Below are 24,858 nucleotides of genomic sequence, written 5' to 3'. Positions count from 1 at the left end.
GGGGTGCGGGATGTGGCACGGCTCAGCTCGTCCGGATCGCCTGCCTCGCCGTCACGTGCCAGAGGGTGCGGCACGGCCGAGGCGGCTGAGCTGAAGTGCTCCTTTTGTAACACGTTCCCGCGGGCAGCCGACTCCTCCGCATGTCACAAATCTCCCGGTGGGATTGGTACAGATGTCGAATGCGCCCGGGCCCGGAAGATGCGGGTGACGTCCGAGCTGCCTCCCATAGGCGGCGCTTATACGGGGCATCGATTTTTGGTCGTGGACCTCGCGTTGTGTGACCCGGTTCACTGTGGCTGCCAGTAGGCGTGGCGCTGATCGGGCTCGGCGTCACGTGGGTTACGGCCGCACGTGACGGGCGCGCCTCACGCGGTGCCGCCGCGCGGCGGGTTGGGGCAACACGCCAGGCCGGACCCTCTTCGTGCCTGGAGGAGGTTGCAATGACGCAGACCCCAGCACCTGCCGCAGCGGACGGCGGTACGCCGTCGAAACCGTGGTGGCGACAGCTGTACGTACAGGTGCTCCTGGCGATCGTCATCGGGATCTTCCTGGGCTGGCGGTGGCCGGATCTCGCCACCTCGATGGAGCCGATCGGGACCACGTTCATCGCGGCGATGAAGATGCTGATCGGGCCCATCGTGTTCCTGACCATCATCGGCGGCATCGCGGGCGTCGCGGATCTGAAGAAGGTCGGCCTGACCGGCATCAAGGCCCTCACCTACTTCCAGGCGGGCACGATCGTCGCGCTGCTGACCGGCCTGGTCGCCATCAACGTCTTCCGGCTCGGCGACGGGGTGCACGCCGACCCGGCCACGATCAGTACATCGGGCGAGGCCGACGAGTACATCAAGAGCGGTGAGCACCAGCACTGGTGGGAGTTCCTGACCAACCTCGTGCCGCACAGTTTCTTCGGCGCGTTCGTCGAGGGCGACATCCTGCAGGTCATCTTCCTTGCTGTGATCTTCGGTATCGCGCTCAAGAGCGTGGGCAAGGTCGGTGAGCCGGTCATCGCGAGCGTGAACCGCCTGACCGAAGTGGTGTTCAAGGTGCTGGCCTTCATCATGAAGGCCGCCCCGCTGGGTGCGTTCGGCGCGATGTCCTACGCCATCGGTAAATTCGGGATTTCCACCCTGACCAGCCTCGGTTCGCTGATCGCGCTGTTCTACGTCACCTCGATCCTGTTCGTCGTGGTGGTACTGGGCGCGGTCCTGGCCGCGTTTGTGAAGCTGAACATCTTCCAGCTGTTCCGCTACTTCAAGGAAGAGTTCTTCCTGGTACTGGGCACCTCGACGGCCGAGCCCGCGCTGCCGGGCCTGATGCGCAAGCTGCAGTTCATGGGCGTGGAGAAGTCCACGGTCGGGCTCGTCGTGCCGACCGGCTACAGCTTCAACCTCGACGGCGCGGCCATTTACCTGTCCCTGGCGACGCTCTACATCGCGCAGGCCACGGACACGCCATTGTCGGTCGGGCAGCAACTGGGCCTGCTCGCGGTGATGCTGCTGACGTCGAAGGGGGCCGCGGGCGTGGCAGGCGGCGGATTCATCGCGCTGACCGTGACGCTGTCGACGGTGGGCCATGTCCCGGCCGCCGGCATCATGCTCATCTTCGGTATCGACAAGTTCATGTCGGAATGCCGGGCGCTGGTCAATTTCTATGGCAATGCGGTCGCCACGCTGTTCATCGCCAAATGGGAGAACAGTCTCGACCTGGCGCGGGCCCGTGCGGTGCTGGCCGGCCATGAGATACCCGACGCTGCTGTTTCCGCCGATACTGCCGCTTCTGCCGAGAGCGTGCCGGCCGCCGGATTCAGCACTCGGAACGTCGTCGGTACGGATCGTTAGGCTGCGCCTGTCGAACGTGTTCACGGTGGCGGAGGGTCATGGACGTCAGGCAGCTCGAATACTTCCTCGCCATCGTCGAGCACGGCGGCTTCAGCAAGGCCGCCGCGGCGTTGCATGTGGCCCAGCCGTCCCTCTCCCAGGCGATGGCCAATCTGGAGGCGGACCTCGGAGTCGCGCTCTTTCACCGGGTGGGCCGTGGGGTCGTCCTCAGCGAGGCGGGTGCCGAACTGCTGGCGCCCAGCCGTCGCGTACTGCGTGACATGGCGGCCGTGCGGGACACGGCCGGCTCCATGTCCGGACTGCGCCGGGGCACGGTGGAGGTGGCGTCCATGCCCTCCCCGGGCATCGAACCGCTGAGCACCCTCATCCACCGTTTCGCCGAACTGCACCCGGGCGTCACGGTGAGTACGCAGGCCGCTTTCACCCCCGAGGAGGTCGTGTCCCTGGTACGCAGCGGTGCCTGCGAGCTCGGCCTCCTGGGAGCGGCCGAGCCTGTCACAGCGGCCGGAGTGGAAGTTCTGCCCGTCGAGGAGCAGCCGTTCGTCGTCGTTGCCGCACCGGGTGGGACGGTACGGGACGATGTCGCGATCCGGCAGGGCGATCTGGCCGGGCACAAACTCATCGCCTCCCGCCCCGGCAGCCTGATGCGCAGCATCGTCGACGACATCACCGCCGGCGGCACCGGCACCGAAATCGTCACGGTCGTCGACCACCGGACCTCCATCCTCCCCCTCGTCATGACCGGGGTCGGCGTCGCCGTGCTGCCCTCCTCGTGGACGCGGCTGGCACGGCGCTGCGGAGCGGTCGTCGCACCGATCGAGAACACCGCCTACCTCCACGTCGCCATGATCAGCCTGCCGGCCCACCTCACACCCGGGGCACGGTCGTTCCTGCAACTGACGCACTCCTTCGCACGTCGGCACACACGCACCACCGCGACCTGAGCCCCTCCCTGCTCTCCCTCCTCACTCATCGTCAGCGCCTATGGGCCATATCGGAAGCAGGTCTTGGACGGGTCCCCGCCCCCCTGTGTTGACTCATCAACCAGGAAGAACCGCCGGATTCAGGAGGCACCCATGACCCAGCCCCGCACTTTCCGCATTGCCGCCATCCCCGCCGACGGCGTGGGCGCCGAGGTCGTGGCCGCGGGCCGTACCGTCCTGGACGCCCTGGCCGAGGACTCCCACGGCGCCTTCTCCTTCGACTGGGAGGAGTTCCCCTGGGGCTGCGGCTACTACGCCAGGACCGGCAAGATGATCGACGACGACGGTCTCGACCGGCTCAAGGACTTCGACGCGATCTACTTCGGTGCGGTCGGCTGGCCCAATGTGCCCGACCACATCAGCCTGTGGGGCCTGCGCCTGAAGATCTGCCAGTCCTTCGACCAGTGGGCCAACATCCGCCCGGTGCACTTCCTGCCCGGCGTCCAGAGCCCCCTGCGCAAGGCCGACGACACCGCACTCGACTGGGTCGTCGTACGCGAGAACAGCGAGGGGGAGTACGCGGGACTCGGCGGCCGGAACCTCTCCGGGCGCGGCCCCGGCGGCGAAGTCGCCGTCCAGTCCGCCCTGTTCACCGAGGTCGGCTGCGAGCGCATCATGCGCTTCGCGTTCGACCTTGCCCGCACCCGTACCCGGCGCAAGGTCTCCAGCGTCACCAAGAGCAACGCGCAGCAGTACGGCATGGTCCTCTGGGACGACGTGTTCAAGCGCGTCGCGCGGGACTACCCGGACGTGGAGACCGAGAGCGTGCTCGTCGACGCGATGTCGGCGAAGTTCGTCCTGAAGCCCGAAGACCTCTCCGTCGTCGTCGCCTCCAACCTCAACGCCGACATCCTCTCCGACCTCGGCAGCGCCCTCGCCGGCAGCCTCGGCCTCGCGGCCAGCGCGAACCTGAACCCGGAGCGCCGCTTCCCCAGCATGTTCGAGCCCGTACACGGCTCAGCCCCCGACATTGCCGGTCAGGGCCTCGCCAACCCCATCGGAGCCGTCGGCAGCGCCGCCCTCATGCTCGACCACTTCGGCCTGTCCGAGCAGGCCGCCCGGCTGCACAAGGCCATCCGGGCCACGACCGCCGCCGGCGTCCTCACCCGCGACGTCGGGGGCACCGCCACCACCGAAGACGTCACCAAGGCCCTCATCGCCCACTTGGCCGACTGACGGCAAGCCGGCGCGTGCGGATGGCGCTGATTTACACCCACGTGGGTGAGATGTGTGATTAGCCGGTGAACTTTGGGGAACCAGGAGGCAGGCAAAGTCGGACAAGGCAGTCGGAGGCGGTATGAACGAGAAGCAGTCGTCGTCTTCAGGCAGGCTTCCGGGACCGCTACGGGCGATCACACCGGACCTGCGTCATGTACCCGGTGTGAAAGAGGTGACGAAGGCGGCCGAGGGCGCGCTGAACGCAGTCGGCGTGGTGTCACCGCGCGGGCGACGCGTCGCGGCGTATACGGGGGCGGGGCTGCTCGGCGTGGCCGGTCTCATCGAATGGCCGATCGCGGTGGCCGGCGCGGCTGCCGTATGGCTGACACAGCCCCGCCCCGATGAGGACGGACACCCCGGCGCCCACGACGGCCAGGGGCAGCACAGGCCGGCTGCCAAGGCCCAGCCGAAGAGCCACGCGAAGACCTCGGCGACGAGCCACGCCAAGACGCCGGCAAAGAGCCAGTCCAAGACCCAGGCAAAGCCCCAGGCGAAGAGCACGGCGAAGAGCACGGCGAAGAGCCACTCCCCGAGCAAGGCCAAGACCACGGCCAAGCCCGCGGCCAAGGCAACGGGGAAGACAACGGGGAAGGCGACGACCAGCGGCGGACGCTCGCGTACCGCATCGGGTGCGAAGGCGACGAAGCGGCCCGCAGCGCGGGCAACCGCTTCCTGACCGTGGATCGGACGTTCGACGAGGGTGGGACATGGTTCTGGGGTTGCTGACCCGTTTGCCTGCGGTCGGGTGGGGGGCGGCCCTGGCCGCGCCCGGCTACGTGGCCCGTGGCCTGGAGACATGCGCCACGGTGGCCGGAGAGGCCGTTGATATCGGCTGGCGTGCCGCGTCGGACGGCGCGGCGGCGGTGGCGGAGACCACGGTCCACGTGGCCCATGTGGCACGCAACGCAATGCCGGGCGGGATGGAGGAATGGCGGGCCGGCACCCGGGTGCACCTGGCGTTGCAACCGTCCTCCGACACCGACGACGCCCGGGTGCGGCGTGCGGGCGGCGTGGAAGCGGTGGCCCAGAAGGTGGCCACCGCGCTCGCGAAACGTCCGGACGTACTGCTCGCCTACTGGGACGGCGGCCTGGCCCGGCTGGTGGTCACCGCCTCGCAGGAAGCGGCCACCGACCGTGTGGTGAAGAAGGCCAATGACCTGGCCGAACGGTACGGGCTGACGCATGCGCCGCTGCACGAGTTCGCACACCCGGAGGGCACCACGGCGGTGCGGGTCGCCGCGACGGCGCTGGCGCTGGACGCCGTCGGTGTGGCAGCGGCGACGGCAGCGCGCGCGTGGCGCGTACCGCGCTCGTCCAGGGTGGTGACCGCGGGTGTGACGCTGCTGCGGGAGAACCCGCGTTTCCGGGCGCTGCTGAAGAGCCGGTTCGGTGCGGCGGGAGCGGACCTGGCGCTCGCGGCGGTGAACGCCGCGGTGCACGGCGCGGGGCAGTCCCCCAGCTCGTTGGTACTGGACGGAATGCTGCGCGCGGGACAGCTCGTGGAGAGCGTGGCGCGCGCTGCCGTCTTCGACGCCGCCCACGACCGGGTGTGCGCGCCGGAACGATGCAGCATGACCACGCGCGAGGTCACCCGGCCGCCGCTGCGTCCGACTCCCGCGCAGGAGTACGCGGCCCATGCCGCCACCGGCAGCATGCTGGGCGCCGCCGCGACGCTGCTGGTCAGGCGCAACCTCAACGAGGCGGCGGAGGCCGTGCTGTCGGGCTCCCCGAAGGCCGCCCGGTACGGCCCGGTGGCCTTCTCCACGGCCCTGGGCAGCGCCCTCGCGCGCTCGGGAGTGCTGATCCGTGACCCCGAGCGGCTGAAACAGCTGCAACTGGTGGACACGGTGGTGCTGCACCCCAGCGCGCTGCGTGGCAACAGGCGCACGCTCTGCGAGGTGCATCCCAGTGCGGAGGACTGGGACCGCGACCGGCTCTGGCGGGCCGCCGCCGCGGCCCTCGGCCCGTCTTCCCCCCTGGCCCCCGAAGGGAACGACGACGCGTCCGGGGTCGAGCTGCGTCCGGTACCGGGCCAGCCCTCGGCGGAGACGGGCATGATGATCGCCTCGGCCGGCGGGCGGGACGTCGGCACGGTGACGGTCGGCTGGGAACTCGACCCGCTGACCGAAGCCGTACTGGACGCGGCCCGGCAGGCGGACCAGTACACCATCGTGGTGGACGACCCGGCGCTGGCCGACTTCGCGACGCTGGCGGACGAGGTCGTCTCCGCGGAGCGCCCGCTGGCGGACCACGTACGGGGCCGCCAGGCCGACGGGCACACGGTCCTGACCGTCGCGCGGGTACCGGCCCCGCACGACGCGACCGGCGCGCGGACGCACACGACGGACCACCTGCCGGACCACCCGGAGGACGAAGAGCTGCTGGCCGGGCTGCTGGGCAGCGACGTGGCGGTGGCCCTCACCGACGACGACAGCGCCGTCGTGTGGGACGCGGACGTCATGGCCTTCGGCGGCCTGAAGGACGTGTGGCGGCTGCTGGTGGCCGTTCCCGCGGCACGGTCCGTGGGCCGGCAGTCGATGGTCCTCGCCCGGGCGGGCGCGGCGCTGTCCGGTCTGCTGGTCGCCACCGGCGCCCAACGGCGCGGGCTGGCCTTCCTCACCGGCTCGCAGCACGCCCCGGTCAACGCCGCGGCCATGGGAGCACTCCTGGCCGGGTGGCGGGCGGCCGTCGGCGTGGCCGCCGCATCGGCCCCGGAGCCCCGGCCCCGCGTACCGTGGCACGCCCTGGAACCCGACGAAGCGGTGGCCCGGCTGGAGAGCAGCCGCCCCGGCGCACCCACCCCGCTGGCCGGTGCGATGACGACGACCCGGGCGGTGGCCGCACGGGTGACGGGCCATCCCGTCCTCGCGCCGGCCCGCTGGTCGGTACGGCTCGCCAACGCGGTACGAGCCGAACTGGACGACCCCCTCACCCCCGTCCTCGCCGTCGGCGCGGCGGCCTCCGCCATCGTGGGATCGGCCGTCGACGCGACGCTCGTCGTCGGGGCGATGGGCATGAACGCACTCGTCGGCGGCGTGCAGCGGCAACGCGCCGAACAGGCCCTGACCGCGCTGGCCAGGGGCCAGAAACAGAAGGCCCGCCGGGTCGGCAGCCGGGACGACGAGGCGCCGACCACGGTCGACGCGGCGCGGCTGGCCCCGGGCGATGTGATCAAACTGGACGTGGGTGACGTCGTCCCCGCCGATGCGCGCCTGCTGGCGCTGACCGGCCTGGAGGTCGACGAGTCCGCACTCACCGGTGAGTCCCTCCCCACCACCAAACAGCTCACCGCAACACCGCAGGCAGCCATCCCCGACCGCCGTTGCATGGTCTTCGAGGGCACCACTGTGGTCGCCGGGCAGGCCACCGCCGTAGTGGTGGACACGGGGGAGCACACCGAAGCCGGCCGTGCCGTCACACTCGCCTCCCGCACCCCGCCGGCCGCCGGCGTCCAGGGGCGCCTGCAGGAACTCACCCGCAAGGCACTCCCGCTCACCTTCGCGGGCGGGGCCGCGGTCGCCGGGCTGTCCCTGCTCCGGGGCCGTCCGATCCGCCAGGCCATCGGGGGAGGCGTGGCCGTCGCGGTCGCGGCCGTCCCCGAGGGACTTCCGCTGGTGGCCACGGTGGCGCAGTTGGCGGCCGCCCGCCGGCTGTCCCGCCGCGGCATCCTCGTACGCACTCCCCGCGCCCTGGAGGCCCTCGGGCGGGTGGACACGGTGTGCTTCGACAAGACCGGCACGCTCACCGAGAACCGGCTGCGCGCGGTCCGTGTCGCCACCGCCGACGGGACCCTCTGCCGGCCGGACGACGAGGAAGCCGTCGACGTGCTGAGGCTGGCGGGGCGCGCCTGCCCGCCGGAAACCGAGGACACCGCAGGCCGCCAGGCACACGCCACCGACGAAGCCGTACTGGCCGCCGCCCCCGCCGACCCCGACTGGACCCCCACGGCCGGGCTGCCCTTCGAAGCCAGCCGCGGTTACACCGCCGCCATCGGCGAGGCAGGGAACGGCAGTTGCCTGCTCGTGGTCAAGGGCGCGCCCGAAACCGTCCTGGACGCCTGCGTGGGACTCCCGGCCGAGGCGACCGAGTGGGCCCAGTCCCTCGCCGGTGAGGGACTGCGCGTACTCGCCGTCGCGACCCGTTCCCTCACCAGTGCCCAGGACGCCGACGCACTCGTCAACGAGCCCCTGGAAAAACTGGAGTTCAAGGGATTCGTGGCACTGGCCGATGCCCCGCGTCCGGGCTCGGCCCCCATGATCCAAGGGCTGCGGGAGGCCGGGGTGCGGCCGGTCATGCTGACCGGCGACCACCCCCATACCGCTCGCGCGGTCGCCGTGGCGCTCGGCTGGCCGGACGACACCAAGGTGGTCACCGGCGACGAGCTCGCGGCCTCGGACCGGGCGGGCGGCGCCCGTCTGCTGCGCGACGCCGGAGTCGTCGCCCGTGTTGCTCCCGAGCAGAAGCTCCAGGTGGTCGAGGCGTTGCGGGCCGCGGGCAAGGTGGTGGCGATGGTCGGGGACGGCGCCAACGACGCCGCGGCCATCCGGGCCGCCCATGTCGGTGTCGGTCTCGCCGCACGGGGCTCGGCCGCCGCCCGTAACGCCGCCGACCTGGTACTGACCGAACCGGACCTGTCCGTGCTGGTCGACGCCATCACGGAAGGACGGGCGCTGTGGCGCAGCGTCGCGGACGCCATCAGCATCCTGATCGGGGGCAACGCCGGCGAGGTCGGTTTCACCGTGCTCGGCACCCTGTTCTCCGGAGTGTCGCCGCTCTCCACGCGTCAGCTGCTGCTCGTCAACCTGCTGACGGACATGTTCCCCGCGATGGCCGTGGCCGTCACACCCTCGGACGTCCCGGACACGGAGGAGCCCGAGTCCGGCACGGCGGGCAGCGCACCGGTGGGTACCAGCGCGCTGGGGGCGCCGCTGTTGCGCCAGATCCGCCAGCGGGGCGTGGTGACCGCACTGGGTGCCACCGTCGCGTGGCTGATCGGCCGTTTCACGCCCGGCACCGCGCGCCGTACCAGCACCATGGCGCTGTGCGGTGTCGTCGGCGCCCAGCTCACGCAGACCCTGACCGGCCGCCACCGCAGCCCACTGCTGTGGGCGACCACTGTCGGCTCCGCCGCCGCCCTGATGGCCGTCGTGCAGACGCCTGGCCTCAGCCACTTCTTCGGCTGCACCCCACTGGGACCGGTGGCGCTGGCGGGGGTGGCCGCCGCCGTCGCGATCACCCTCGCAGGTCCGCGCGTCATGCCGCCCCTCGAACGACTCCTCACCCGCCTCCAGAGCCAACTGCGCCCGACGACCCCCGAGCCGGTGTAGCCCCTGTCGCACTGCCCTGCGCTCCGGCACCGGTAGTCTCGACATCTTGTCTGTGACTCATGGTGTTCTTGATGCGGAGGGTATGCGTGCGAGTGTGGCGACGTTGTATGGACGCGGCCGAGGTGCGGGGGAGTGAAGCGCGCGCCGACTATGTGAAGGTCGCGCAGTTCATGCAACGCAGGGAGCCGGCCGGGTACGCGGCGGTGCGGCTGCTGACACCCGCACACTTCCAACCCCACGTGCTGGCCGGTTACGCGTTCGCGTCGTTCACCGACGACCTCTGTGACCAGGGCACGGTGCCGGAGCGCATACGGCGCTTCGACGCCTGGGCAGGCCAGATCCGGGCAGCGCTGGACTCCGGTACCGCTCGGCACCCACTCCTGCGCGCGTTTCTGTACACCTCCTCACTGCGCGACCTGCCCCGCCACTGGATCGAGTCCTACCTGGAAGGAGCGCGGATCGACCTGGACTTCCCGGGCTTCGCCACGGAGGCCGACTACCAGGCGTACGTGGACCGGCTCACCTGGCCCTTCCTCATGATCACTACGGGGCTGGCGCAGCAGGGCGGCGGCAGCCCCGAATTCGCTCAGAGCTGCCGGCTGATCGCCGACGCGGGCCAGCGCACCGACATCCTGACGGACCTGGCCGAGGACCTGCGGGACGGACGCCTCTACCTGCCCCTCGACGCACTCGCAGACCACGGCGTCGACCGCGCCGACCTCGTCGCGGGACGAGACGTCCCCGGCGTCCGGGCACTCCTCTCCGAAGCGGCCGACAAGGCCCACGGCACACTCCGCGAGGCGACCCGCCTGATGGACGAACTCCCCGAGGAGTACGGCCCGTTGATGCGATTCGTACTGGACCTGCACCATCAGCGACTGAAAACGGTGGTGTCCATGGGATCCGCGGTGACCCGACGACCGGCCCGGGACAACCCACTGACCTGCCTGCGCCTACTGGCGAAGGCGCGGCGACCGCACGACGCAGCAGCGGGCCGCAAGGGCCGTCCTCCCGTCAACTTGCCGATGTAAAGCGGGTGATGAGCGACATAGTCCCCTGTTAAGGTGCGCCTGTGTCAGCGATCAAGCAGTTCCAAGTGACCTTCGACTGCGCGGAACCTGAGCGCGTCGCTCGCTTTTGGTGCGAGGTGTTGGGGTACGTCGTACCGCCGCCACCGGAGGGGTTCGCCACGTGGGACGATTTCGACCGCGCGCTGCCGCCTGAGCGCCAGGGTTCGGCGTTCGCCTGCATCGATCCCTCAGGTGTGGGCCCGCGACTGTTCTTCCAGCGCGTTCCCGAAGGGAAGGTCGTCAAGAACCGGGTCCATCTCGACGTGCGGATCGGCACAGGGCTCGTGGGTGAAGAGCGCCTGGCCGCCCTCGAGACCGAGTGCGCACGGCTGGTCGCGCTCGGCGCGGTGCGTGTGCGACTGCTGCGTGCCGACGGCTTCAATGAGTCGTGCATCGTGATGCAGGACATCGAGGGCAACGAGTTCTGTCTCGACTGAGCGCCTTCCGAGCCGGCGAGGTGGGAAGTCGTCTCCTCATGGGGCGGGCGCGGGATCAGCTCTGGAGGTGGGTCGCGCCTGCCCGCAGTTCCTGGCGCAGCCGGTCCGGGGTCCAGCCCTCGGCGATGGCCTGCCACAAGGTGTCCGCCTGGGAAGGCGGCGCGAGACCGTCGACCGGTGGGTCGAGGTCCAGGTCGGTGGGGAAGGGGTAGCCCTCGGCGCTCGCGGCGACCACATTGCGCAGCCACTCCTCGCCGACGCCCTCGGCCTTACGGCGCAGCAGCACCGGGTAGAGGGCATTGACCATCGCCTCCCGGTCGACGGTCTCCATCGCGCGGCCGAAGGCGGAGGAGATCTGCAGCAGATTGGCCATGCGCTTGATGCCGGCGGAGCGGTTGTGCCCGGCGGCGTGGAACAGCGCGGGGTTGAAGAACACCGCATCGCCCTTCCGCAGCGGCAGCTGTATGTGATGCTCCTCGAAGTGCGCGATGAACTCCGGCCGCCGCCAGGCCAGATACCCCGGCTCGTACTTCTGCGAGTGCGGCAGGTAGAGCGTCGGCCCGGCCTCCACCGGCATGTCGCAGTGGGCCACCGCGCCCTGCAGCGTCAGCACGGGGGAGAGGCGGTGGACGTGCGCCGGGTACGCGGCGGCCCGTTCCCGGGAGAGAAAGCCGAGATGGTAGTCGCGGTGCACCTGCTGGGCCGCGCCGCCCGGGTTGACCACGTTGATCTGGGAGGTGACCTGGTAGGCCGGGCCGAGCCACGCCTCGGCGGTCAGGGCCAGCACGTCGTTGGCGTAGTAGTCGGCGAACGTCTCCGGCTGCCGTGCGGCCATCTTTCCCAGCGCGTTCCAGACCCGGTCGTTGGCACCGGGCTTGCCGAAGTGGTCGCCGCGGGACGCACCCGTCGCACGCTCCTCCTCGATCAGTGCGGTGAAGGCGTCGGTCGCCCGGTCCACGACGGTGAGGTCGGTGAACGCCCGCTCGAGGACGACAATGCCGGGGCCGTCCAACAGGGCCCGTACCAGCTCGTTCTGCACACTCCGGCGCCCCTCCGGGGTGCCGGCCCGCTCGCGGAGCCGGTCACTGTCGTAGACGGGGACGTTCTGCTCGACCCGCTCGGCCGAGGGGTGGTCGCGGGGGTCGGTGCGCTGCCCGACCAGCGACCGGAAGTCGTCGAGGGAGCAGTCGTCCTCCCTCAGCCACGCCCGTGATCCCGCATCGGTGAGGGACATCCCGCATCCTTCCGCCGTTCTTGTCGCCGCGCTCGCCCTTCTGTCAGTCTGACCAGCTCGGAACCCTCATTCAATCCGCAGCCGGCCATCAAAAACCCCTCATATTCCTGGAAGACTCATGCGACACCCCTATCCGATCAAGGAGATCGCCCGGCAGGCCGGGCTGAGCGAGGCCACCGTCGACCGGGTCCTCAACAGCCGGGGTGGCGTGCGGGAGAGCACTGTCATGGAGGTGCACCAGGCGATCAAGGATCTGGACCGTCAGCGGACCCAGGTACGCATCGGCGGACGCACCTTCATGATGGACATCGTGATGCAGGCCCCGGCGCGGTTCTCCACGGCCGTACGCAACGCGCTGGAGGCCGAGCTGCCCTCACTGCAGCCCGCGGTGATGCGTTCGCGCTTCCACTTCCGTGAGACCGGACCGGCCTCGGCACTGATCGCGACCCTGGACAAGATCGCCAAGCGTGGCTCACAGGGGGTGATTCTCAAGGCCCCGGACGTGCCGGAGGTCGGGGCCGCCGTCGGCCGCCTGATCGCAGCCGGCATCCCCGTCGTCACCCTGGTCAGCGACCTGCCCAGCAGCGCACGCCTGGCGTACGTCGGCATCGACAACCGCGCCGCCGGTACCACCGCCGCGTATCTCATCGGTCAGTGGCTCGGCGACCGCCCCGGCAACGTGCTCACCACCATCAGCCGCGGCTTCTTCCGCGGTGAGGAAGAGCGCGAGATGGGCTTCCGCAGCGCCATCCGCAACACTCGGCCGCACCGCACCCTCGTCGAGGTCACCGACAGCGACGGCCTGGACGCCACCCAGTACGACCTCGTCATCGATGCGCTCCAACGGGACCCGTCCCTCAACGCGGTCTACTCCATGGGCGGCGGCAACGCGGCAACCGTGGCGGCCTTCGACGACCTCGGACGGGACTGCGCGGTGTTCATCGCCCACGACCTGGACCACGACAACACCCGCCTCCTGCGCGAACAACGCATTTCCGCCGTGCTCCACCACGACCTGCGCCAGGACATGCGCCGCGCCTGCCAGACCATCATGCGCGCCCACAAGGCGCTGCCCGACGAAGGCCCCGCACTGCCCTCGGCGATCCAGGTGGTCACGCCGTACAACATGCCGCCGGGCGCCTGAACGGCGTCCCGGGCACCGGCGAGCGGCGCCCGGGACACGGCCTCCGTCAACTCCTCATCAGTCGAACTGGCCGACCTGGTAGTCGCCGGCCGGCTGCTGGGTGATGACGTTCGCGCGGTTGAAGGCGTTGATGATGGCGATGGTGCACACCAGGGCGGCGAGCTCCTCCTCGTCGTAGTGCTTGGCGGCATTCGCCCAGACCTCGTCCGGGACCCCGCCGGCCGCGTCGGCGATGCGGGTGCCCTCCTCCGTCAGCTCCAGCGCGGCGCGTTCCGCGTCGGTGAACACCGTGGCCTCGCGCCAGGCCGCGACCAGGTTGAGGCGCACCGAGGTCTCCCCGGCGGCAGCGGCGTCCTTGGTGTGCATGTCGATGCAGCCGGCACAGCCGTTGATCTGGCTGGCACGCAGCATCACCAGTTGCTGCGTCGCGGCAGGCAGCGACGAGTCGGCGAGCGTCTTGGCCGCGGCGACGATGTGCTTCATGGCCTTGAGGGCGACCGGGCTGGCCATGAGGTTCAGTCGAGCGTTCATGGTGCACTCCTGTGTCGTGGTGACTGGTTACCCCTTGGACGGCACAGCTCGACGAGATGTGACATCGACGAGTGTGATGCGCGTCACCATGCCGGTTTCCTCGTTCTGCGTATCCACCTCCGGGCGATGTCGCCCTCTCGGCTAGCTCAGCTCAGCTCAGCTCAGCTCAGCTCGAAGCCGTGGTAGTGCGCCACCGCCACCCCGTCACCGATGAGCTTGTAGGTGCCGACGCCGCCGGCGAAGGGCATGAACACGCGTTGCTTCCCAGGGATGTTGGCGCCCATGTACCAGGACGCGGCCTGTGGCATCACGGTGAGGGCCGCGACGTCGTTGGTGGTGTTCACCCAGTTGTCCTCCGCGTCGGGTGCCGGCTCCATGCGGTTCAGGCCGCGCTCGCGGAGGTACTCCAGCGCACGGGTGATCCAGTCGACGTGGTACTCGATCGAGGTCATCATGTTCGACAGCACCGACGGGCTCTGCGGGCCGGTGACCATGAACAGGTTCGGGAAGCCGGCCGACATCAGGCCCAGGTAGGTGCGCGGACCGTGGGCCCACTTCTCCCGCAGAGACCGGTCGTCGCCGTTCCGGATGTCGATGGCGTTGAGTGCGCCGGTCATCGCGTCGAAGCCCGTGGCGAAGATGATCGCATCGAATTCGTGCTCGGTCCCGCCCGCGACGATCCCGCGCTCGGTGAGGCGCCGGATCGGCTGCTCGTTGATGTCGACCAGCGACACGTTGTCCTGGTTGAAGACCTCGAAGTAGCCGGTGTCGACGCACATCCGCTTGCTGGCGATCGGGTACGTACGTGGCGACAGCTTCTCCGCCAGCTGCGGGTCCTCGACCTTTTCCCGGATGCGGCCGCGTACGTACTCGGCGGCGGCCTCATTGGCCTTCATGTCCATGAGGATGTCCTTGAAGGCGCTGGAGAAGCACAGGCCGCCGTCGGCCCAGCGTGCGTCGAACTCGCGTCGCACCTCCTCGGTTTCGGTCTCCACCAGGGACCGCGTACCGCTGTGGCACTGGAATCCGGCGCGTGACATCCGGCTGTACTCCCGGATCTCGCGGTAGCGGGTCCTGGCGTCGGCCAGCCGTTCGTCGTTGGGGCCGTTGTGCGCCGGTACGGCGAAGCTCGGCGTGCGCTGGAAGACCGTGAGTGCACCGACGACCGGCGCGATCGCGGTGATCGTCTGGAGCCCGGAGGAACCGGTGCCGATGACGGCGACGCGCTTGCCGGCCAGGTCAACGCCCTCATGCGGCCAGCGGGACGTCCAGTACACCTCTCCCGCGAAGTCCTCCAGCCCCTCGAACCGCGGCCGCGACGGTACCGAGAGGCAGCCCGTCGCCGCGATCACGTACTGCGCTGTGCGAGACGTGCCGTCGTCGGTCGTCACCGCCCAGCGGCGCGCGTCATCGCCCCAAGTCAGCGTCTCAACACGGGTGTTGAAAGTGATGTGCTTACGCAGGTCGTAGCGTTGCGCGACGTGCTGCGCGTAGGAGAGCAGTTCCGGTTGTGCGGCGTACCGCTCGCTCCAGTTCCACTCCTGCTCCAGCTCCGGATCGAAGGAGTACGAGTACTCGACCGACTCGATGTCGCAACGCGCCCCGGGGTAGCGGTTCCAGTACCAGGTGCCGCCGACATCGTCACCGGCCTCGATGACGTGTGCGTCGAAGCCGAGCCGGCGGAGCCGGTGCAGCTGGTACATGCCCGAGAAGCCCGCACCGATGATGATCACGTCGTGGTCAGACACGGCTCATGCCTCCCTTGTCATACGCGTCGTACGAGGCGACGAAGTCGTTGATGTGATCCGTGACGAGTGCCATCCCCGCCGCCTGGCCGGGCAGCAGGTTCGCCATCTGGAAGTACGCGTGCATCTGGCCCTGGGCCTCTTCGAGCGTGACCGTGACGCCGTCGGCCTCCAGGGCCTTCGCGTAGGCGACGCCTTCGTCGTGCAGCGGGTCGTACTCGGCGACGTAGACCAGGGCCGGGGGCAGCCCCGCGTGACTGTCGGCGCGGAGCGGGGACGCGTCAGGGTTCTTGCGCGCCTCCTCGTCCGCGAGGTAGTGCCCCCAGAACCAGATCATGGTGTCCCGGCTGAGCAGCAGCTGGTTCTCGGGTGCGAGGCAGGAGGGCGTGGTGAGGTCGCAGTCGGTCACGGGGTAGATCAGGGCCTGGTAGTTGATTTTCGGGCCTGCCTTGTCGCGCGCCCACAGCGTCAGCACCGCGCTGATGTTGCCGCCGGCGCTGTCGCCGGCGACGATCAGCGGGACGCCCGCGGGTGCCAGCTCCGCGGCGTGCTCGGCCACCCAGCACAGACCGGCGTAGCTGTCTTCGATCGCGGTCGGGAAGGGGTGCTCGGGGGCCTTACGGTAATTGACGAGCACCACGGTCGACTGCGTTGCGTTCGCCAGCTGCCGGCCCAGGTGGTCGTACTGGAGGTCGATGTCACCGAGCACCCAGCCACCGCCGTGGTAATACACGACGATCGCCTTAGATTCGCCCACGGGCCTGAGTGTCCGAACTCTGAACTGACCGCCCCGGCCTTCGAGTTTGAGGTTCTGGACCGATCCGACCTCCGGGCCCGGTCCGCTCAGGCCGGCGAGGATCGGCCCGCTCATCCGGGCGATGGCCGGTGTCGACTCGTGCGTCGCCGGGCTCTCGGCCTCGGCCAACTGGGCGAGCAGAGCCTGCGATGCGAGGTCCAGAGGCATGCGGCCTTCTCTCTTGTGATGTCGGCTACGGTCCCTGGCGGTCCAAGGTAAGGACGGGTTCCGCTCACCGGCAGAGCACGGGAGGCCACAACCCGACCGTTCCGGCCACAGAGCCGGTACTGACCGATTGACGCCGGATCACCCGTTGGCGAAACTGACCGAATGACTCCCGGTGACGGTGCGTACACGGCGCTCCGCGGCGAGCGGGACGCGTCCTCTCAAGTCATCGCCACCATGAGGGATCCATGGGATCACCCCCGCACGATGGTCGGCGTCGCGATCCTCTGCGAGTGGGCCGCTGAGCAAGGAGTCGACGTCGGCGTCCTGCTGCGGGGGTCCCGCATCACCCCACGGAGCCTCGCCGACCCGGACGAACTGCTGGAGGCGCGGCAGGAGATCGCGGTGATCCGCAACCTGCTCGACGCGTTCGGCGACCGTCCGGGACTGGGCGTCGAGCTCGGGCGGCTCTACCACCTCACCGCGTACGGTTACTTCGGCTATCTGCTCGCGGCGTGCTCGTCGGTGCGGGAGACGATCCGGTACGGCCTGCGGTACGCGCTGCTCACCTTCGCCTTTTCGACGATCACGGCTCGGATCAGGGAGCCCGGACAGTACGTCCTCGCGATGGACTCCGACGACGTGCCCGAGGACATCCGGCGCTTCGTCGTCGAGCGGGATGTCGCCGCCACCGTCCAGATCCAACGCGAAGTCTTCCCGGGCCCGAACCGGGTCCCCCTGCGCGAGGTCAGGCTGCCGTTCGCGACCGACGAGACCCGACGTCCACCGGTCTACCAGGACCATTTTCAGGTACCGGTGCGCTTCGGCCGGCCCCGCGCCGAGCTGGTCTTCGACGTGCGGTACCTCGATCAAGTGCCGCCGATGGCGAACGCACACACCGCGCTGCTCATGATCGAGCAGTGTGAGCGGATCCGGACCGAACGGCTGCACTGCACCGGCGTTTCGGCCCAGGTCCGCGCCCATCTGCTCGACCGGGGTTCGCTCGACACCAGCCTCGAGAGCGTCGCCGAGCGGCTGCACTACGCCCCGCGGACCCTGCGGCGACGCCTGGCGAACGAGGGTACGACCTTCCGGGCGATCCTCGACGAGGTACGGCGTGGCGTCGCCGAGAACCTGCTGCGCGACCCCTCGATCCCGCGGTACGAGATCGCCCAGCTGCTCGGCTACCAGGACTGGTCGAGCTTCCTCCGCGCGCGGCGCCGGTGGCAGGGCGGGGTGGGCACCCGGACCCCGGCGAAGTAGACCGGGGCGGGCGCTGCGTGCGGGCGCTGCGTGACGGCGAACACTCTCCGAAACCACCGCAGACTCTTCACCAACTCTTCACATCACGTATAAGCTCCTGTCGCTCCATCAGACCGTGAACATGGGGGGAATTCCCTTGCGCAAGAGCCCTGTCATAGCCACCGCCACCGCCACGGCCCTCGCCGCCGGTGCGCTGGCCGTGCTCGCCGCCGCTCCGGCCCAGGCCGCCGAGTACCACTCGGCGTTGAAGATCCGCGGAGTCCAGTACGACGCCCCCGGCCGGGACTCCAACAGCTGCTCCTCCGGCAACACCGACGAGGAGTACCTGACGGTCAAGAACTACTCGGCCTCGGCGACCATCAACCTCAAGGGCTATGTGGTCAAGGACGCCGCCGGCAACCGCTTCAAGTTCGCCGCGAGCCACTACCTCCAGCCCGGCGACTACGTGAAGCTCCGCGGCGGCTACGGCACGGACTCCGACGCGCGCAACGTGGTCTACCGCGACAACTGCAACTTCCTCTGGAACAACGACCGCGACACCATCTACCTGTACAAGCCCTCCGGCAGCCGCTCGGACGTCCACGCCTACACCAAGAGCGGCTCCGACCCCGACCGCAACGGCTACATCCGCTTCCACAGCTGATCCGGCAGCTGATCCGAACGTACGTGGCCCCGCCTCCCCGGACGGAGGCGGGGCCGCCTGTGGTGGTGGCGTTGCCCAGGCTGAAGCGGGTGATTTTGCGCAAGAGGTGTTGCTGGATGGCCCCCCACCGTTAGTCGGCAAGAGCCCAGGCAGGGGGAGTAATTGGCGTCTCGCGTAGGGCTTCGCTTCCATAACGCATGATGCGGCAGTGGTCTTCGTTGCGGGCGTCAATGGGCGGGTGCCAGGATGTCGGATGTGACGGGGAACGGGGAGCACAGGGCAGGGCCGGAGACGACGGGTGGGGCGAGGCGTCAGCCCAGGCTGGCCGATTATGCGGAGATGGCCGGGGCGGTGCCCGAAGGCCAGACCGCGAAGGCGCCCAAGTCAAAGCTGGCCGAATACGCCGAGATGACCCCGCCGTTGCTCGAAGGCCAGGCTGCGAAGGCATCCGGTAAGCCTCTGGCGGTCGAGGAGGCGCCGCCGCGCGAGGCGGAGAATTCGGACGCCGTGCCCATACCCGATCACGACTCCACCTCGGTACGCCCTGTACTCGTCGCCGAGGACCCCGAGACGGTGGCGCGTCGGCAAGCGTTCGCGGCGTTGTTGGATGAGTTCCGGCGGACGGCGGTGCTGGTGCCGCTGGGCGCGGAGACGGATCTGGGCGACGAGCGCGGACTGTTGGTCGCGGACTTCAACGGTATCCGGTTCATCCTGGCCTTCTCCGACGAGCAGGCGTTGGCCCGCTATGCACAGGCCCGCGGCGCATACCACCGGGAGTGGGCATACCAGACGATTCTGGGCGCGAAGCTGCTGGATGTAGCGGTGCCGGCGGCTGGGGTGCCCTGCGGGGTGGCGCTCGATTGTGCGGACGGTGTGGACGGGATGGTGTTCCCGCCGGTGATGGGCATCGTGCCGGACGAGGCGGCGGTCGACCGTGACGAGAACAAGGGGGGCGTGGCATGACCGACGGTGGTGGCGGCAAGGACCTGAAGGTCGTTGGCCTGGATCTGGTCGCGAAAGGGTTGACCGAGGCGCTGGCCGAGTTGAAGGAACTCGGGATGGTGGGCAGGGCCGGGGCCGGGCGCGGTTTCGCTGACGTCGCCCTGTCCGGCCTGGAACTCGGCAACGAAGGGCTCACCGAGGAGTTCAAGTCGTTCTGTGAGCGGTGGGAGTGGGGGGTGCGCTCGCTGGTCAATGAGGGCAACGCATTCGCGATGAAGGTCGGCCTGTCTGCCGGTACCTACTACGAGACCGAGCAGTACGTGGAGGGCACCCTCAAGGTCGCCGCGAACTCGGCGATCGGTAACCCGTATGCCTCCGAGGGAGATGTCGTCAAGCAGGGCTGGGGCGACATCGCCACCTCCGGCGCGTACGGCGGTATCGATTACAGTCAAGAATCCCTCGGGCAGGCCATGGCCAACAGCACCCAGGGTTGGAAGGACGCCGGCCGTGACGTCATGACTTCCCACACCATGGGCCCGATGGGCCTGAACCCCGAAAATGTGCACGGCGCGATGGGAGTCTCCGACAAGGAGTACGACCAGTGGCTCGACGACACCTTCGGCCCCTCACCGGAGGAGCGCGTCAAGGCCGCCGGGGGTGAGGGCTGATGGGAGTCCTCGGTGACATCGGTGGGGCTGTCAAGGACGGTGTCAACGACGGGCTCGGCAAGCTCGAGGACGGCGTCGACGAGGGCAAGAAGCTGGTCGGCGAGGGCGTCGACTGGGGCACGAACAAGCTCGGTGACGGGCTGGACAAGGTCGGCCTGCACGACGCTGCCGACGGGGTCGAGGACTGGGGTGACGGCGTAGCCTCCGACCTGGGCGCCACCCCCGGCGAGCAGCAACTCGGCCAGACCGAGGAAGCCAACGAACTCGTCCACGGCAACCCCGGAAAGATCCGCGAGAGCGCGAAGCATCTCAAGGACTTCCATACCGCCTTCGAACACGTCGGCCAAGGCATGAAGAAGGTCGACTCGAGCAACTGGCAGGGCGAGGGCGGTCACGCCTTCCGCGAGAAGTTCGAGATGCATCCCACCAAGTGGCTGCATGCCTCCGACGCCTGCGAAAAGGCTCCGACGCCCTGTACGCATACGCCGGCACCGTCACGTGGGCCCAGGCCCAGGCAAAAGACGCGATCGAGCTCTACAAGAAGGGCAAGAAGGCATCCGAGCAAGCGGTGGAGGCGTACAACAAGAAGGTCGACGCCTACAACGCGAAGGTCAAGGCGGACCAGGAACCGGGTCCGGAGCCGGAACCCTTCCACGACCCAGGCAAGTCCGACATCCACGCGGCCCGGGAGAAGCTGGCCACCGCCCGCAAGCAGCGCAACACCGCTGCCTCCGAAGCGCAGAGCAAGGTGAAGGCGGCCCTTGCGCACGCGCCGGCCGAGCCCCCGCCCCTCGACCGGCTCGGCAACGACCTCGTCGACGGCTACCAGGCATACAACACCGAACTGGCCCACGTGGCAGGCGGCGCGGTCAAAGGGACCGCCGGGCTACTCAACTTTGCCCGCGGCCTCAACCCTGCTGACCCCTACAACCTCACGCACCCGGCCGCGTACATGGCGAACGCGTCCATGACGCTCTCCGGCCTCGTCTCCACCGTCGCCCATCCCGAACGCGTCGTCACCGCCGCAATCGACGGCTTCAAGAAAGATCCCACCGAGTTCGTCGGCCGTCTTGTTCCCGAACTCATCGGCACCAAGGGTGCGGGGCTCGCCCGCAGTGGCGTACGCCTTGGGGCGAAGGAGGGGATGGAGACCGCGGCGTCCAATGTGGCGCCCAAGGGTGCGAGATATGCGGACGAGGCGGCGGGTGCGCAGCCGAAGGACTGGAGTCATCTGGCGCAGAGCACCGATCATGTGAAAGAAAAGGCGATTCATTACGACTCGGTCGATCCGCACAAGGCGCAGGAATTCCTCGACTCCGAATATCCGTGGCTGAAGGACGTGAACAACACCGGTCAGCCCGGCTACACCCTGAACTGCAGCCACAACACGGTATCCGTCGACCGCAGGCTGGACGGTATCGACGTCAGTGCGGCCCCCAAGCCGGCGGGCGACCACATTCCCCCGGAGCAGCTCGGCCTGACCAACAGGGCCAAGGGCCAATGGTCAATAGCTACGATGACATCGTCCGCGACCTGCAGGCCCGGGGCGAGGGCTCACGCAGCGTGGTCTACATCAGCCGTCCGGGCTCGGCCCATGTCTTCAACGCGGTGAACACCCGTCACGGAGTCGTCTTCCTCGACGGCCAGAGCGGCACCCTCGGCAGGCTGGAGCAGTATGTCTCCGGCATCGGACATATTCCGTATCGCAATGGAGTTCCATAAATGGTGACCAAGGACGAGGCCGTCTTGGCCGCAGAGAAATTCTTGAAGAACGTTGCGCACTGGGACCGGGCGGATTCGGTGGTGATGCTCCCGGACACCGCCAAGAATTACCCGTATGCCTGGACCGTACAATTCGACTTCCAGGAGCACATCGACACGGGAGACATGGCACAGGCCCCCTTCAGTGGGCTGGTCGTCGTGCCTCATGACGGCTCACCGGTCCATTTCGCACCGAGCTTCCCGCCGCCGGAGGAGTACCTGGAACTGCAGGCCACCGGCAACTGGCCCCCCAAGTAAGGCCCTTCCACTGATGCCCACTCCCGCTGAGTCCGCCGCGGCCTGGCTCCACCACACCTACAACGGCCTGGTGGAGCTCGCCGCCCCGCACCCGATGTACGAGACCCCCGCGGCCTGGCTGTTCCCTTGTCGGACCCTGCCGCAGCCCGGCTACCCGGCGACGCCGATGCTGGCCGCCTCCGTCGTCGTGCCCAAGGACGGCAGCAGTCCGTTCCACCCCTCGCCGAGCGCCCCGTTCGCGGACCTCGCGCCCGCGGCGTCGTACGACGAGGCCCTGGCCCGGGTACAGAACCAGCCGCGCCGGATCAACGCCCGCGGCTGTGTCGTCACGCTGCACGCGATGATCGGCGGCGGACCGGCGTCGCCGCTGTCCTGGCAGCCGTCGGACGAGGCACCCGGTTGGTGGGCCCGGCTGCAGCGGCGCTACTTCCCGGAGTTCGAGCCGGTGCCGGTGAGCAGCTGGGACGAAGCAGTGAAGGCCATCGCCGGGCCGGGGCCCGACACGCGCGGAGTGGTGTGGGTGCGCCGCGAGGTCGACGGACACGAGATCACCGGGAACTTGATCTACGCGCACAACAACAAGGGCCGTGTCGTCTTCCTCGATGGGCTCACGTCCTCCTTGGCGCAGCTGGACACGGCCAACGTGCGCGAGCTGGTCCTCGTACGCGCCCTGCCGCAGGCGGTCCGTGCACCCTGGGAGCGAGTGGCGCACGACTTCGAGGCCGCGCGCGACAAGGCGCAGCAGTGGCTGGACAGTGCGTACGGCGGCGAGGTGGAGCTGGTCGAGCCCGGCCCCGGCGATGAGACGCAGCGCGGCTGGGTGTTCTCCTGCGCCTCCCGGCGCCATCTGCGTGAGGGCCGCTGGCAGGACACCCTGCTGGACGCGACGGTCGTCGTGCCGAAGGAGGCGACCGCCCCCTTCCATGTGCCGAACTCCGCGCCGTGGACCTGGCTGGCCCACTGGGACCAGGGTGGCACGCCGGGCACGGGCTCGTTCCCGATGCCGCCGGCGCCGGGCCGCGCGTACTGGTTCGAGCCGACGCTGGCCGAGCTCGGGCCGGTCCTGTCGACGTCGGACCATCAGGTGTGGCAGTCGGCGGTGGAGGAGGTCTCGGCGTTCCCGGCCGGCTCGCGCTGCCTCATCTGGGTCCGCCGCACGGACGGCCGGGGCCGCGAGGCTGTGGGCTGGCTGGTGACGGCATTGACCACGGAGACGGGCGTCCTCCTCTTCGACGGCTCGTCCGACGAGCCGGTCGTGATGGATGAGACAGGTCTGCGGACCTTGCATGTGATCCGGTACCGCTGACGGCTCCGCCCCGGTGCTGAAAGGCAGCCCCCGCAAGGAAGTTCTGGTTTATCCAGGAAGTCCTGGTTCATCGGTTGCCGACGTTCGGCCTGGCCACGCCACCGGGATGCCGGTGGCGTGAACCAGTTTCCGTGTTCGTTGAAGAGCCGCTGTGACGGCCGGTACCCGTGGTGTAGGCGCGTCAGATCCGGCCGCAGGCCATGCCCAGCAGGCGGTCGAGGACTGCGGGGTCGGCTCGTACGCCGTCGTGGGCGTGGGTGTTGGTGATCCAGGGGCGCAGTCCGCGTACCAGGTTCGCGGTGGCCAGGGACTGCTCGCAGTCGACGAACATGTCGTCGAAGTAGACGGCTGCGGTGACCGGGACGTCGTTCTCGGCGAGCCTGTCCAGGTCGTACAGCGCCGGCCAGTCGGTGCGCTGGGCGAGGCGGTCCGCGGTCTCGCGCAGGGGTACGAGGGCGGGGTCCTCCTCGAACTGCCAGGGGTAGATCATCTCGCCGGTGAAGCGGAGCGGGCCCGGGCCTGCCGCGTCGAACTCCGGGAACTCCTTGCGGATGCGGTGCGCGGACCAGTCGGTGGGGTGGCCGCCCTGCGCGTAGATCGGTTCGTGGAGGACGGCGTAGAGGGGGCGCGCGGCGAAGGAGACGACGGCGTCGACGCCGCGCAGGAAGGTGTCCGACAGTTCAAGGCCGCGGGCGCCGTCGACGAAGGCGGATTCGAGGAGGTAGTGGAGGGTGTCGAAGCCGGCGGCGGTGCCGAAGGTGATGCCCGTCGTCTGGAAGCGGCGGACGGTGAGGCGCTCGCCGGACGGCATCCGTACGTCGTGCGCGGCCAGGTGGGCGGCGACCGCGTCGGCGAGGGCCTGGTCGCCCGGGTAGCGGTCGAAGTAGCGCGCGTTGTGAGCGAGCGTGCGGCGGTACGCGGCGCGGTACACGTCGTCCGCGTGGCCGGTGAGGGTCGGCAGGCCGCCGGTGATGAGGACCCGCTCCAGACCTTCCGGCGCGAGGCTCAGGTAGGTCAGCGCGCTGAAGCCGCCGAAGCTCTGGCCGAGGACCGTCCAGGGGCGGTCTCCGCACAGCCGGCGGCGCAGCAGTTCGGCATCGCGCACGATCGAGTCGGCACGGAAGTGTCCGAGGTACTCGGCGGCCGCGGCGGCGTCCGCGTGGACGGCGAGGGTACGGCGGTCCGCAGGGGTGGAGCGGCCCGTACCGCGCTGGTCCATGAGCACCACGCGGTAGTCCTTGAGGGCGCGGCGCAGCCAGGCGCCGGCCGCGTTGGGCCGCTCGGCGCGGCAGCCGGGGCCGCCCTGCAACCACAGCAGCAGGGGCAGCTTGCGGTGTTCGTGTTCCGCGGCGACGACCTCGCGGGCGAAGAGGGTGATCGACGGGCCGTCCGGGCGTGTGTGGTCGAGGGGGACGTCCAGCGTGTGGTCGGTGCAGACCATGCCGTTGTGCCGATATGAGGCAGTGGGCGTTGTGTGCGTTGCGGGCGTCGTGGATGTTGCGGGCGTCGTGGGCGTCGTGGGGGGT

General features: G+C 69.4%; 20 protein-coding genes and 1 pseudogene. 16 read left to right on the top strand and 5 right to left on the bottom strand.

From position 1 onward, the window contains the following. Nucleotides 1–308 precede the first annotated feature (308 nt). The 7 genes from dctA to CCS38_RS29660 all read left to right on the top strand — a co-directional run bounded on the left by dctA (nt 309) and on the right by CCS38_RS29660 (nt 10,876). The gene (gene dctA / locus CCS38_RS29690) at nt 309–1,841 is read left to right on the top strand and encodes a C4-dicarboxylate transporter DctA (RefSeq protein ID WP_372457168.1); all 1,533 of its coding nucleotides are present in this window, start codon (nt 309–311) and stop codon (nt 1,839–1,841) included. Between the two features lie 38 nt (nt 1,842–1,879). Then, nucleotides 1,880–2,785, top strand: coding sequence for a LysR family transcriptional regulator (locus CCS38_RS29685; protein WP_223736425.1), 906 nt, complete (start codon nt 1,880–1,882; stop codon nt 2,783–2,785). A gap of 132 nt (nt 2,786–2,917) precedes the next feature. Further along, nucleotides 2,918–4,000 (top strand): tartrate dehydrogenase, encoded by a 1,083-nt coding sequence (locus CCS38_RS29680; RefSeq protein ID WP_223736424.1) that lies wholly within the window; start codon nt 2,918–2,920, stop codon nt 3,998–4,000. Nucleotides 4,001–4,205: 205 nt separating this feature from the next. Continuing rightward, the gene (locus CCS38_RS29675) at nt 4,206–4,718 is read left to right on the top strand and encodes a hypothetical protein (RefSeq protein ID WP_223736423.1); all 513 of its coding nucleotides are present in this window, start codon (nt 4,206–4,208) and stop codon (nt 4,716–4,718) included. A 31-nt stretch (nt 4,719–4,749) separates the two neighbouring features. Beyond that, nucleotides 4,750–9,369 carry a cation-translocating P-type ATPase gene (locus CCS38_RS29670; RefSeq protein ID WP_223736422.1) on the top strand — a complete coding sequence of 1,540 codons (4,620 nt, stop codon included), beginning with the start codon at nt 4,750–4,752 and terminating at the stop codon, nt 9,367–9,369. A gap of 107 nt (nt 9,370–9,476) precedes the next feature. Further along, entirely contained in the window at nt 9,477–10,400 is a 924-nt protein-coding gene (locus CCS38_RS29665) for a phytoene/squalene synthase family protein (protein WP_223736421.1), read from the top strand. A 41-nt stretch (nt 10,401–10,441) separates the two neighbouring features. Next, complete coding sequence (locus tag CCS38_RS29660) at nt 10,442–10,876, top strand: VOC family protein (protein ID WP_223736420.1); 435 nt, start codon at nt 10,442–10,444, stop codon at nt 10,874–10,876. A 55-nt stretch (nt 10,877–10,931) separates the two neighbouring features. Here CCS38_RS29660 and CCS38_RS29655 read toward each other — a convergent pair whose 3' ends face one another. Continuing rightward, the gene (locus CCS38_RS29655) at nt 10,932–12,110 is read right to left on the bottom strand and encodes a phytanoyl-CoA dioxygenase family protein (RefSeq protein WP_223736419.1); all 1,179 of its coding nucleotides are present in this window, start codon (nt 12,108–12,110) and stop codon (nt 10,932–10,934) included. A 118-nt stretch (nt 12,111–12,228) separates the two neighbouring features. Here CCS38_RS29655 and CCS38_RS29650 point away from each other — a divergent pair, with 118 nt between their 5' ends. Next, entirely contained in the window at nt 12,229–13,254 is a 1,026-nt protein-coding gene (locus CCS38_RS29650) for a LacI family DNA-binding transcriptional regulator (RefSeq protein ID WP_223736418.1), read from the top strand. A 57-nt stretch (nt 13,255–13,311) separates the two neighbouring features. Here CCS38_RS29650 and CCS38_RS29645 read toward each other — a convergent pair whose 3' ends face one another. The 3 genes from CCS38_RS29645 to CCS38_RS29635 form a co-directional block, all read right to left on the bottom strand. Further along, complete coding sequence (locus tag CCS38_RS29645; RefSeq protein WP_223736417.1) at nt 13,312–13,785, bottom strand: carboxymuconolactone decarboxylase family protein; 474 nt, start codon at nt 13,783–13,785, stop codon at nt 13,312–13,314. 161 nt (nt 13,786–13,946) lie between these two features. After that, the gene (locus tag CCS38_RS29640; protein WP_223736416.1) at nt 13,947–15,533 is read right to left on the bottom strand and encodes a flavin-containing monooxygenase; all 1,587 of its coding nucleotides are present in this window, start codon (nt 15,531–15,533) and stop codon (nt 13,947–13,949) included. Then, nucleotides 15,526–16,494 (bottom strand): alpha/beta hydrolase, encoded by a 969-nt coding sequence (locus CCS38_RS29635; protein WP_223736415.1) that lies wholly within the window; start codon nt 16,492–16,494, stop codon nt 15,526–15,528. Before CCS38_RS29635 ends, CCS38_RS29640 begins: the two co-directional genes overlap by 8 nt. Nucleotides 16,495–16,656: 162 nt before the next feature. On the opposite strand from CCS38_RS29635, the gene CCS38_RS29630 reads away from it, so the two are divergent. From CCS38_RS29630 to CCS38_RS29595, 8 genes and pseudogenes are all read left to right on the top strand, one after another. Further along, the gene (locus CCS38_RS29630) at nt 16,657–17,754 is read left to right on the top strand and encodes an AraC family transcriptional regulator (RefSeq protein ID WP_223736414.1); all 1,098 of its coding nucleotides are present in this window, start codon (nt 16,657–16,659) and stop codon (nt 17,752–17,754) included. 121 nt (nt 17,755–17,875) lie between these two features. Next, on the top strand, nt 17,876–18,397 hold the full coding sequence (locus CCS38_RS29625) for a lamin tail domain-containing protein (protein WP_372457167.1): 522 nt from the start codon (nt 17,876–17,878) through the stop codon (nt 18,395–18,397). Nucleotides 18,398–18,736: 339 nt separating this feature from the next. Beyond that, entirely contained in the window at nt 18,737–19,360 is a 624-nt protein-coding gene (locus tag CCS38_RS29620) for a hypothetical protein (protein ID WP_223736412.1), read from the top strand. Continuing rightward, entirely contained in the window at nt 19,357–20,007 is a 651-nt protein-coding gene (locus CCS38_RS29615) for a hypothetical protein (RefSeq protein ID WP_223736411.1), read from the top strand. The genes CCS38_RS29620 and CCS38_RS29615 overlap by 4 nt, the downstream gene beginning before the upstream one ends. Next, nucleotides 20,007–20,731 (top strand): annotated as a pseudogene (locus tag CCS38_RS35865) (putative T7SS-secreted protein); the annotation flags it as partial. The gene CCS38_RS29615 and the pseudogene CCS38_RS35865, both read left to right, overlap by 1 nt. A gap of 776 nt (nt 20,732–21,507) precedes the next feature. Then, nucleotides 21,508–21,729 carry a toxin glutamine deamidase domain-containing protein gene (locus CCS38_RS35785; protein ID WP_504740354.1) on the top strand — a complete coding sequence of 74 codons (222 nt, stop codon included), beginning with the start codon at nt 21,508–21,510 and terminating at the stop codon, nt 21,727–21,729. Then, nucleotides 21,730–22,026, top strand: coding sequence for a YrhB domain-containing protein (locus CCS38_RS29600; RefSeq protein WP_223736408.1), 297 nt, complete (start codon nt 21,730–21,732; stop codon nt 22,024–22,026). A 13-nt stretch (nt 22,027–22,039) separates the two neighbouring features. Further along, entirely contained in the window at nt 22,040–23,332 is a 1,293-nt protein-coding gene (locus CCS38_RS29595; RefSeq protein WP_223736407.1) for a YrhB domain-containing protein, read from the top strand. 181 nt (nt 23,333–23,513) lie between these two features. Here the strand turns inward: CCS38_RS29595 and CCS38_RS29590 are convergent, their stop codons facing one another. Further along, nucleotides 23,514–24,773 (bottom strand): alpha/beta fold hydrolase, encoded by a 1,260-nt coding sequence (locus CCS38_RS29590; RefSeq protein WP_223736430.1) that lies wholly within the window; start codon nt 24,771–24,773, stop codon nt 23,514–23,516. Between the last annotated feature and the right edge of the window lie 85 nt (nt 24,774–24,858).

The sequence above is a fragment of the Streptomyces purpurogeneiscleroticus genome (genome assembly GCF_020024005.1).
In the GTDB taxonomy this organism is placed as follows: Bacteria; Actinomycetota; Actinomycetes; order Streptomycetales; family Streptomycetaceae; genus Streptomyces; species Streptomyces purpurogeneiscleroticus.
Note: the sequence above shows the minus strand (reverse complement) of the source record. Positions and strands in the feature narration are given on the sequence as shown.